The organism is Promicromonospora xylanilytica (assembly GCF_054782895.1).
Genome location: NZ_BAAGRP010000056.1, coordinates 1 through 10,799, shown reverse-complemented (window position 1 = coordinate 10,799; position 10,799 = coordinate 1). Strand labels below are relative to the sequence as shown.

Sequence of the window (10,799 nt, the reverse complement as noted above, 5' to 3'; positions counted from 1 at the left end):
GATTAAAACTTTGGCATTGACTATCAAGCACACTGTTGAGTTCTCAAACAACCGACGCACACCGTCAGAGCCGCAATCTTTCCGATCGCTTCCCTGTCCGGGGCAGTTCCTCAAACTTACCAGGCTCTTTCGGACTTTTCCAAATCCCCGCCGGCCTGCTGGCCGTGGGAATTCTTCGACTGCCCGAATGAATTCCGGTTCCCATTTTAGCCGTCGTCAAAAGCGTGAACATTTGGCGATGTCGGCGAGGTAGGGACGCCTCCCATCAGGTCGCGGCGCTAGCCGCATGACCCTCGATCGGAGGCAACCTCTGTAACTTACCCTATCACGTTCCCCGGCGCAAGGTCCCTGTTCAGGATCCTTGACTGGTGAGGTGATCGTGCAAGCCCCACCCAGTTCCGGAGCGCACTAGGCTACTACGAGATCTGGGTTGGTTTCCACCCCGGGACCGGCCAGTCGCGCTTCTCGCGCTTCCTGTCCGTACCTCCCTGTCGGGCGAACAACCGGAACAGTACACAGCCTGGGGCGCACACGCAAAATCCGCGTGCGTACCGCCCGCGCAACGGCCTGATACCGCCGATGCGTCCGAGCTCTGGCCCTGTCCCAGGCCCGGCCCTGACGGATCCGCGATCACTCCACCGTGACGGACTTCGCCAGGTTCCGCGGCTTGTCGACGTCGTGCCCCAGGGTGAGCGCCGCGTGGTACGCCAGCAGCTGCAGCGGCACCGTGAGCAGCACCGGGTCGAGCTCTCGTTCGTTGCGCGGCACGTCGATCCGGTCCGCCCGCAGCTCCCCCAGGTCCACGCCCGGGTGCGTGACGACGACGAGGCGCCCACCACGGGCGGCGATCTCGTGGAGCGCCGCCACGTTCCGGTCGGTCAGCTCGTCGTCGGGCACGACGGCGACGGTCGGCACCTCCGGCGAGATGAGGGCCAACGGCCCGTGCTTCAGCTCGGACATCTGGTAGGCCTCCGCGTGCCGGTAGCTGATCTCCTTGAACTTCTGCGCGCCCTCGCGCGCCACCGGGTACCCGCGGACCCTGCCGACGAAGAACAGGCTCTCCGCGGCCGCGAGCGTCGACGCGGCCCGCGCGATCTTCTCCTCGCCTGCCAGCACCTGCTCGATCTGGCCGGGTAGGCCCTGCAGGCCGGCCACCAGCCGACGCCCGTCGGCGACGGAGAGGTCTCGCACGCGGCCGAGCTGGAGGGCCAGCAGGGCGAAGCCCACGAACATCGTGGTGAGCGCCTTGGTAGAGGCGACGGCGATCTCGGGGCCCGCGTGCAGGTAGATGCCGCCGTCGCAGGCGCGTGCGATCGCGGAGCCGACCACGTTGACCAGGCCGACCACCCGGCCGCCCTTGCGGCGGATCTCCTCCACCGCGAGCAGCGTGTCGATGGTCTCCCCGGACTGGCTCACCGCCACGTACAGGGTGTCCGGCTCGATCACCGGGCTGCGGTAGCGGAACTCGCTCGCCGGCTCGGCGTCGGCGGGGACACGGGCGAGCTCCTCGATGAGGGACGCGCCCATCTGACCCACGTAGTACGCGGAGCCGCAGCCCAGGATCTTGACCCGCCGGATGGCACGCAGCTCACGGGCGTCCATCTCGAGCCCGCCGAGGTGTGCCGTGGCGAAGCGCTCGTCGAGCCGGCCCCGCAGCGCGCGCTCCACGCTGGCCGGCTGCTCGAGCATCTCCGTGTACATGCGCGGGCGGCCGTCCACGAGCCCGTGTTCGTAGGCGCTGGGGTCGACGTCGACCTCGCGGGCGGTCGTCTGGGTGCGCGTGAGGTCGCGCCGGAACGTCGTGAAGCCCGACGCCGTGACGGTCGCCAGCTCGCCGTCGGCCAGGTGCGCCACCGTGGTGGTGTGGCGCACGAGCGCGGCGAGGTCGGAGGCCACGAACATCTCCTTGTCCCCCACCCCGACCAGCAGCGGGCTGCCGTTCCTCGCCACCACCACCCGGTCGGGGAAGTCGGCGTGCACCACGGCCAGCCCGTAGGTCCCCTCGACGGCGTCCAGCGCGTCGACGACCTTGCCCTCCAGCGTGTCGGCCGACGAGCCGGCGACCAGGTGGGCGAACACCTCGGAGTCGGTGTCGCTCGCGAGCGGCACGCCCTGGTCCGTGAGGCGCGCGCGGAGCGCCGCGGCGTTGTCGACGATGCCGTTGTGCACCACCGCAACCGCGCCGCTCGCGTCGGTGTGCGGGTGAGCGTTCAGATCGGTCGCCGGCCCGTGCGTCGCCCAGCGGGTGTGGCCGATACCCACCTGGCCGGGCATCCGCTTGGGCAGAACCTCGGCGAGGTCACGGACCCGCCCGGCGCGCTTGGCCACGCGGGTCCGTGACCCGACGACGGCGACGCCCGCCGAGTCGTACCCGCGGTGCTCGAGCCGCCCGAGCGCCTCCACGAGCAACGGGGCCGCGTTCTGGCCGCCGACGTAACCGACGATTCCGCACATGTGTACTCCTTCAGGAAAGTGGGCCGACCTGGTCAGCCGTAGATCATCCGGCGCAGCTGCCGCTCGCTGAGGCGCGGAGCCGCGACGACCCGGTGCGCCAGCTCCTCGGCGATCCGCGCGAAGATCTCGGGGTTCTTCGCCCCATAGGTCTTCAGCTCGGCGTGCCGCTGCCGGACGACGTCCTCGACCGGCGCGGCGAAGTACGCCACGACGTCGCCGACGACTCGAGCCGCCTCGGCGGGCGTGAGCCCTGTGGTCGCCGCGACGTGCTCGACGAGGTCTGAGGACGTCTTCATGTCGGAGATCCTGGCGCGCCAGGTCATGAACGGCAACTTCCTGCCCGAAATCGGGCAGGAAGGCGGGATGCTTCCTCCGTGCAGGACATCTACGTCGAGATACCCCGCCGCCCGGGACCGGTCCCCGGGGACAGCTCCTACCCTCTGGGAGCCGGACAGTGACCGACCGACCGCGGGGACGGAGTCGATGGCCAAGGGCACCGAGCACGCCGGGAACGGCACTCCGGACGACATCGACCCACCGAACCAGGAAACCCTCCTGGCCTGGATCCGCCGGTGGCTCAGGTCTCGTCACCGCTACACCGGGATCGAGTACTGGCTGCGGTTCCGCGGCATCTACATCGTCGTGGGCTTCGGTGTGCTGTTCCTGCTCAACGTGCTGGCGGTCGGCGGCAGGACCGCCTACGACCTCACGCTCCAGATCGCCTCGCCCTGGGACACCCGCTACCCGTGGCTGGCCCTGCCGCTGTCCGTCGTCGGCTGGCTGGTCGTGACGGGCTTCGCCGGCGCGGTGGCCGGGTACGTCGTCACTGATGTGGCGGACAACCGGAACATCCAGCAGCTTCGAGGCAAGCCGCGCACCGGTCGGATCGGGGCGATACCCCTGCTCGCGTCCCTGCAGTACAGCCGACACGACTTCGACGTGCCGCAGTACTTCGGGGTCCGGTTCGCCCTGCGGCATGAAGGAGATTGGCCGACGGCCCAGGATCACTGGGAGCGCGTCGTCGAGAGGTTCTTGCACCTGGGCCACGACGGAGGGCCCAAGCAGGTGATGCTCGAGGCCGTGCGCGAGGCCTCCTACGTGCTGGACGGGATGTCCGGCCGGTGCCCGATCTGTCGCGACATGAAGCCGAAGGAGGACGGCGGTGCCCGAAGCTGAGCGAAACCGGTCCGGGGGTGTCGCCGACGTCGCCCGGGAGCTGTATGCGAAGGCCTACCCGGAACAGCGGGATGCTCCCGGCTGGATCGACGACCAGGCGAACGACGCCGTCAGACGGATCGAGAGAGCCAGACGCGCCGAACCGTCGACGTCGGCCGGTGCCCGCCTGCTGACCAACACAGTGATCAACCACGCCAACCCCCGCGAGCGCGATGCGGCGCGGCGGCGTCTGCTCGCCTGGATCGCGCTGTCCGTGGCGGTGGTGATCGTGGCGGTGGTCCTCGTCCTGGCACGGGAATGGGCCGCCCAGGCTGCGATCAGCACGGTCGGCATCATCGCCACGCTGTCCGGGGTCCTCGTCACCGCCGCCCTCACCTACTGGTCCTATCGGCGAGCGCGGCGTGAACGCGTGCTGTCCTGCCGGGTCCGCATCGACGTGCCGTTCACCGTCGACGTCGGAGAAGCAGTCCGGCTGGTCGGCGCCGAACGCGCCGACGTGGCCGACCCCGGCGTGGTGGTCGTCCGGGTCGCCAACACCGGCGGCGCGCCGATCGGCCTGGACGACTACGTGTCCCCGCTTGCGCTCCGGTTCCCCGGCCGGACCGTGAAGTCCGTCGACGCCACCGACTTCGAGCCGCCGGATCTGGAGCGTGCCCTGCCGAAGGAGGTGATCGACGGAGACCTGGTCACCCTGCCGAACTTCGCGCTGCTGGAGCCCGGCAACTCCTTCAAGCTGGTGATCGTCCTGTCCGGCACCAAGGCCGGGAAGGCATACGACGTCGAGGTCGAGGGCGACCTCCGGGACGGCCGGATCACCACGGTGCAGGGCCGGGACAGGATCCCCCTGCAGACCCTCGTCTGGGGTGGGCTGTCCTCGATCGGCGTCGGGATCCTCGCCGTGGTGCTGCTGCTCAACACCGTCACGCCGTTCACGAGGCTGCCGAACGGGGTGACGTGCGCGCCCGGCTCGCTGGCCGTCGCGGGTTCCACGGCCTTCGGGGAGACCGGGTCCGCCCTGGCCGTGACCTACGAGGCCTACTGTCCGACGGCGTCCGTCGACGTGCCGACCCCGGGCAGCGGCGAAGGGCTCGAACGGCTGCTGGACGCGCCCCCCGGCGCCGAACGGCTGGCGCTGACCGACGGCCGGTTCGACGAGCCGAGATTTCAGGAGCTGACGCCGACGGCGCTGGCCATCGTCCCGTTCACGCTGGTGGGGAGCGACGACGTCCCGGTGGACTCGCTGTCGCTCGTGGACGTCCGCAGGATCTTCGGCGGCGAGGCGCGGATCTGGAGCGACATCACAGGGAACGCCGCCGACACCGCCGAGATCCGGGTGGTGGGCAGATCTCCCGGCTCAGGGACGCGGCAGACGCTCGAACGCAAGGTCCTGGGCGTCGACGGCGACAACCCGGTCGCGCAGGTACCGCCCACGTCCGACAACTGCCGGCACCGGCGAGCCGGCGAGCCCGACGACGCGCCGATCGTGTGCGAGCGGTTCTCGACGGGCGACCTGATCGACCAGATCGCGAACCTGGACGGCGCCATCGGGTACGCCGACCTGTACACGGTCGACCAGGCCACCGGGGTACGGCAGGTGGACCTCGCGGGGCGCGAGGCGTCGCTCACCGACATCCGGGACCGCGGCTACCAGTTCTGGGCCGTCGAGTACGTATACGGCCGCCAGGGCGCGGACGCGACTCCCCTCGCCGAGGCGTTCAAGGACTTCCTGTTCTCCCCGAAGGCCACGGCGACCATGGAGCGCTTCAACAACTACGCTTGTCTCGACGTGTCCCCGCTCTGCGAGCAGGACTGACGGGGGCGGTCCCGCGGACACAGGTCCGCGGGACCGCCCCCGTGTGCTCGACGGCGCCCCCCTGCTACTCCGCCGCAGCGACCGCCAGCGTCTTCTTTCCTCGCCGCAGCACCGCGAACCTGCCGTGCAGAAGGTCCCCGTCCGTCAGGGCCTGGTCCTCGGCGGTGACCTTGACGTTGTTCACGTACGCGCCGCCCTCCTTGACCGCGCGGCGGGCTTCGCCCTTGGACGCGACGATCCCCGAACCCGCGAGCAGGTCGACGACCAGGTCGCCGGCCTTGGCCGTCACCCGGGGCAGCTCGGCGACCGCCCCGGCGAGCGTCCGCCCGTCCAGCTCGTCGAGCGCGCCACGTCCGAACAGCGCCTGGCTCGCGGTGATGACCGCCTCGGTGGCATCGGCGCCGTGCACCAGGGTGGTGACGTCGCCCGCGAGCGCCTTCTGTGCCTCGCGCGCGAAAGGCCGCTCGGCCACCTCGCGCTCGAGCTCCGCGATGTCCTCACGGCTGCGGAAGGTGAACACCTTGAGGTAGTTCACCACGTCGGCGTCGGCCTGGTTGAGCCAGAACTGGTAGAACGCGTACGGGCTCGTCATCTCCGGGTCGAGCCAGACGGAGCCGCCCTCCGACTTGCCGAACTTGGTGCCGTCGGCCTTGGTGATCAGCGGTGTGGTGAGCGCGTGGGCGCTCACGCCCTCGGCCTTGCGGAGCAGCTCGACGCCGGCCAGCAGGTTGCCCCACTGGTCGTTGCCGCCGAGCTGGAGCGTGATGCCGTGGCGCCGGTACAGCTCGCGGTAGTCCATGCCCTGGAGCACCTGGTAACTGAACTCGGTGAAGCTGATGCCCTCGTCCGAGCTCAGCCTGCGCGCCACGATGTCCTTCGACAGCATGGTGCCCAGGCGGAAGTGCTTGCCGATGTCGCGCAGGAACTCGATGGCCGTCATCGGGCCGGTCCAGTCCAGGTTGTTCACCATGCGCGCGGCGTTGTCGCCCTCGAAGGACAGGTGCGGCTCGATCTGCGCGCGGATGCGCTCCACCCAGCTCGCGACGGTCTCCGGCGAGTTGAGGGTGCGCTCGCCCGAGTCGCGCGGGTCACCGATGAGACCCGTCGCTCCCCCGACCAGCAGGTACGGGCGGTGGCCGGCGTCCTGCAGGCGGCGCGCGGTCAGGACCTGCACCAGGTTGCCGATGTGCAGCGAGGGAGCCGTGGGGTCGAAGCCCACGTAATAGTCCACGGTGCCCTCCGACAGTGCAGAACGCAGCGCGGCCTCGTCGGTCGTGTGGTCGGGCCCCTCCTGAAACGCACAAGTGCTCCGGCTCCGCCCGTGACACCGCAGCCTCAGGCCCCATCAAGGCCGCCCGCACCTGCGCTACCAGCGCATTCATCCGTCGTAGCACAGGTGCCCCGCAACTGGCGCGTTCAACAAACTATGCAGTTCATCCCGTGCGCCCCGGTTCGTCCTTATCGTCCCTGCTGTCGAGTCATGAGCGTCGCCAGTGAGTACTGTCGAGCCCTGGTTCACGGACGCATCTCGCGGGGGGCAGAACACGATGGTTCTCATCGGCCTGGCACGGGTGACCGACGACGCCGGCGATGTCAGGCGTCAGTACGACGTGCTGGACCCGATCTGCGCACGTGTCTTCGAGGAGACCGCCAGCCGAAGACGACTGGTCCGGAACCGCCCCCAGCTCCTAGCCGCACTGGACCGTCTACGTCCAGGCGACCTGCTTGTGGTCAAGAAGGCCAGTCACCTCGCGTCGAGCACGATCAACGGCTTCGACGTGCTGAACGACCTGGTCGAACAGGGAGTCGCTGTCAGGGTGCTCGAGGGCATCGCTGCCGGCGACCACACCGGACGTTCACCCATCCTGGACCTGGGTCGCGACATCGCCGAGGCCCACCGCCAACTCCTCAGCCGGAAGATCAAGAATGGCCTACTGGCAGCACGCGGACATGGCGCCGTTGGAGGTCGACGGACAGTGCTCGACGACGACAAGCGCGCCGACATCCTGGGGCGCCGCAAGCACGGCGAGTCACTTCGCGCCATTGCACACTCGATGGACGTCTCGGTCGGGACCGTGCACAACTTCCTCACCCAGGAAGAACACCGACGGCGGGCGTCCTCCGTCTTCGATGACGGAACCTGACATCGTCCTGCCCAGTTGGCCTCATGACCGGCCGACGTTTCCAGGCTGCAGTTGGGCGCCGGGCTACTACCGTGGCGCTGATCCTGCAATGAGCGTCGTCCGCGAGCTGGGCGGTCTTCGTCACGGCGATCGAGCCCGAGATCGGTTGCGCCACCGTGACAGGCCGATGAGGCTGACCAGGTGACCTCGACGAGCACCACTGCCGCACCTGCGCAGCCGCTTCCTGAAGGCAGTCTTCTTCGGCGTGTGGCTGGACCGGTGCGCCAACGCCGGGAGGTTCTCGCGGAGGTCGAGGCACACCTTGCCGAGGTACGACCGAGGATCGATCCGCCTGTGCTGGCCGAGATCTTGCTGCCCGACCTGAAGAAGCTCTACCGATGGAAGGTCGCACTCTCATGCGGCCACGTCACCGAGACGATGACGTACGGCCCCCAGCGCTTCCCCGATCAGAAACGGTTCCAGGACCCACTGACGCAGACTGAGCTCAATCCAGGCGAGATGTGGTGCCGGGACGAGTCTCACAGTGACGAACCCCGGCAGTACCGGGGGATTCTTGAGTGGGTCTCGAGCAAGGTCGTCGAGTTCGACGCCGACCCTGTAGAGCCGAAACACGGGTACGAACCAGATCTCTGGGAGGTGATCCGTCACGACAAGCCGCACAGCTCGAGGTTCTGGCGCGTCCGTCTTGCCTGCGGTCATCACTACGACCACGTCGTGACCGATGTCGACTGGACTCCCGAGCACGGGCCGAGGCTGATCACGGTAAAGCGCGCCAAGGAAATGCGAGCCGAGCTCAAGGACTACTGGTCCCGAGACCTAGACGACTCCGCGAAGAAACGGATCGAACGAGCCCAAACGCGCAAGATGCTCGACCTACGCTGGCCGAGACCGGAACCCGAACAGGCATGCTGGACGTGCCCCCGTGCCCAGCAGATCGAGGGCTATCAGCGGATCGGCTGGCTCGTGCCACCGCCGAAACCCCAGGCGCCCGCCAAGACCGAGCGGCAACTGATCACCGAGCGCCTTGAACGAGCCGAGGCACAAGCAGACCGGCTCCGCCGGAAGCTCGACGAACTGGACTGAACTGCGCTGGCCGTGCTTCCTGCTCTTCCTTCTCGGTGATGCGCAGCAGCCGGGCATGGCTGATCTCACGGGCGCCATGATCCCAGGGCGTGTCCGGTGAATCGCGGAGCCAGAGGACGATCGCGGCGAGCGTGAGCTCGGTGCGGTAGTGCGCGGTGCGTTTGGTGAAACGGGACAGGCCCGAGCAGCGCGTCTTCTCCGACCTGAAGGTCTCGGTTGCCGCGGTGGGCGACTCGGCCTACATCCTCATCGACAGCTGAAAGGGCGATCACCTCCCCGAAGGGTGCCACGACAGCCATGCCGCCTAGTTCATCTGCCACGGCCGAGCAGGAAATCCCCGTTCACACGGGAGCGGACACCTAGACTCTGCGCATGGCGAAACACCCGCTGGCTCACCTCGATGCGTCCGACTTCGGCCCGTTCGGCAAGATCGGCCTGCAGCTCTCACCGGGATTGAACGTCATCGTCGGCGACAACGCGACGGGCAAGTCTCAGCTCCTCAAATTGCTCTACGCCGGCACGAAGTCGCTTTCCACGGCTGGGGCCCTGACGAAGCGAGATCTTGGCACCACGATCGCCTCCAAGCTGACCGGTGCCTTTCGGCCCGAGTCACTCGGTCGGCTCTCGCGTCGGATTCGCGGGACGGGCGCGGCAAATGTCAGGATCAAGTACACCGGGATCGGTGAGCCGCTCGAGTTCTCTTTCTCCTCGAAGGCGAAGCGAGAGGTCAGCGTCTCCAGCGTGCCGAACCGGCCCCTCGAGGACGAGCCAGTCTTCCTCCCGCCGAACGAACTACTCTCGCTCGGAGCCGCCTTCGTCGCGCTGTACAACACGAGAGAGACGAGCTTCGAAGAGACCTGGAAGGACACGGTCGACCTCCTGCTGCGGCCTGCCCTACGCGGCCCTCGTGGACAGCGAGCGAACGCGCTTCTTGAACCTTTCTCCGACATCCTCCAAGGCGGTTCCGTCTTCGAGAAGGGTGGGCGTTTCTTTCTCAGCCAGCCCGGGATCGGCAATCTTGAGGCCCCGCTCCTCGCTGAGGGACACCGAAAGCTCGCGATGATCGTCAGGCTCATCGCCTCGGGTGTCCTCCTGGAAGGCGGATATCTGTTCTGGGACGAACCAGAAGCGAATCTCAATCCCGCCTCGCAGAAGGCCGTGGCGAGCACCCTCATCGAGCTGGCCTCGCAAGGTTCTCAGGTATTTGTCGCGACTCACAGCATGTTCTTGCTGCGGGAGCTGCAGATGTCCGCCGACGACATCGAGACCCGCTATATCGGACTCACTCGGCGCCATGACGACACCGTAGACGGGGCTCTGGCCGAGGTAACAGCACAGACGAGCAATGACCTCGACGAGATCGAGTTCGTCGCCGCGCTGGAGGCTGAAGCCGAGCAGGCCAGCCGCTACCTCGCCTGGTGATGGCGCGTGACCATGACTGAAATGCTCATTGACGGCACGTACTTCACGTTCCCAGCCGGATGGCGTACCCAGCTCTTCGACGAGCTACCCCAGTTCAAGAGGACGACCTGGCTCGGCATTCGAGGATGCGACGTCGTCGCCCTCAACGGCGACGAACTCTGGCTCATCGAGATGAAGGACTACACCTACCCGGGCGCTCACGAGCCGAACGACCTGGCGGTAGTCGCCGGTACAAAGGCGGCAGGCACGATGGCTCTGCTCTATGCCCTCGCGAGGGCCGACTCCGACAGCACCGCACGAGATCTAGCGATCGCCTGCTCGGGGAGCGCACGGATCCACCTGGCGCTCCATGTCGATGTCAGGGACGGGGGACGCGGCGCGAAAGAAATTGAGCCCGTCCTCATGCCCCTGCTCGACAAACTCCGTCGCGCCCAGAAGGCCCTCGGACTCCACAAAGCCCATGTCACCTCGACGCTTGCGCCAAGCCCGGCGACACCGTGGACCGCCCGGCGCGATCCGGCAACGCGTCCGCTGCACGCGGACCGCTGATCTCCAGGCCCCGGAAGCAGAGCTCGGCAGCAGGACGCCCCATGCCCCGGCGTAGACGAAAGTTCGCACTTGACCGTCTGAATCCATGCCGCCGGCACTAAGGTCGCCTCGACACCCTCGACACCCTCGACACGCCGTGATCGGGATCGGTGGTCGGG

9 protein-coding genes are annotated in these 10,799 nt (G+C 67.9%); 6 read left to right on the top strand and 3 right to left on the bottom strand.

Annotated elements, in window-relative coordinates; translation table 11 throughout:
* Positions 1-630 precede the first annotated feature (630 nt).
* Both glmS and ACYVK7_RS18030 read right to left on the bottom strand, forming a co-directional pair.
* Entirely contained in the window at positions 631-2,454 is a 1,824-nt protein-coding gene (gene glmS, locus ACYVK7_RS18035) for a glutamine--fructose-6-phosphate transaminase (isomerizing) (RefSeq protein ID WP_460889094.1), read from the bottom strand.
* A gap of 32 nt (positions 2,455-2,486) precedes the next feature.
* Positions 2,487-2,750: a hypothetical protein gene (locus tag ACYVK7_RS18030; RefSeq protein WP_460889093.1), complete on the bottom strand. Its 264-nt coding sequence runs from the start codon at positions 2,748-2,750 to the stop codon at positions 2,487-2,489.
* A 187-nt stretch (positions 2,751-2,937) separates the two neighbouring features.
* Here ACYVK7_RS18030 and ACYVK7_RS18025 point away from each other — a divergent pair, with 187 nt between their 5' ends.
* Positions 2,938-3,630 (top strand): DUF6313 family protein, encoded by a 693-nt coding sequence (locus ACYVK7_RS18025; RefSeq protein WP_460889092.1) that lies wholly within the window; start codon positions 2,938-2,940, stop codon positions 3,628-3,630.
* On the top strand, positions 3,617-5,443 hold the full coding sequence (locus ACYVK7_RS18020; RefSeq protein WP_460889091.1) for a substrate-binding domain-containing protein: 1,827 nt from the start codon (positions 3,617-3,619) through the stop codon (positions 5,441-5,443). The genes ACYVK7_RS18025 and ACYVK7_RS18020 overlap by 14 nt, the downstream gene beginning before the upstream one ends.
* Positions 5,444-5,507: 64 nt before the next feature.
* Here ACYVK7_RS18020 and tyrS read toward each other — a convergent pair whose 3' ends face one another.
* Positions 5,508-6,776 carry a tyrosine--tRNA ligase gene (gene tyrS / locus ACYVK7_RS18015; RefSeq protein WP_460889095.1) on the bottom strand — a complete coding sequence of 423 codons (1,269 nt, stop codon included), beginning with the start codon at positions 6,774-6,776 and terminating at the stop codon, positions 5,508-5,510.
* 214 nt (positions 6,777-6,990) lie between these two features.
* Between tyrS and ACYVK7_RS18010 the strand changes: the two genes are divergently transcribed.
* The 4 genes from ACYVK7_RS18010 to ACYVK7_RS17995 all read left to right on the top strand — a co-directional run bounded on the left by ACYVK7_RS18010 (position 6,991) and on the right by ACYVK7_RS17995 (position 10,641).
* Positions 6,991-7,587 (top strand): recombinase family protein, encoded by a 597-nt coding sequence (locus ACYVK7_RS18010; RefSeq protein ID WP_460889090.1) that lies wholly within the window; start codon positions 6,991-6,993, stop codon positions 7,585-7,587.
* A 180-nt stretch (positions 7,588-7,767) separates the two neighbouring features.
* Positions 7,768-8,670 (top strand): hypothetical protein, encoded by a 903-nt coding sequence (locus tag ACYVK7_RS18005; protein ID WP_460889089.1) that lies wholly within the window; start codon positions 7,768-7,770, stop codon positions 8,668-8,670.
* Between the two features lie 372 nt (positions 8,671-9,042).
* Positions 9,043-10,092, top strand: a complete 1,050-nt coding sequence (locus tag ACYVK7_RS18000; protein ID WP_460889088.1) for an AAA family ATPase — start codon at positions 9,043-9,045, stop codon at positions 10,090-10,092.
* A gap of 6 nt (positions 10,093-10,098) precedes the next feature.
* On the top strand, positions 10,099-10,641 hold the full coding sequence (locus ACYVK7_RS17995; protein WP_460889087.1) for a hypothetical protein: 543 nt from the start codon (positions 10,099-10,101) through the stop codon (positions 10,639-10,641).
* Positions 10,642-10,799: the final 158 nt, after the last annotated feature.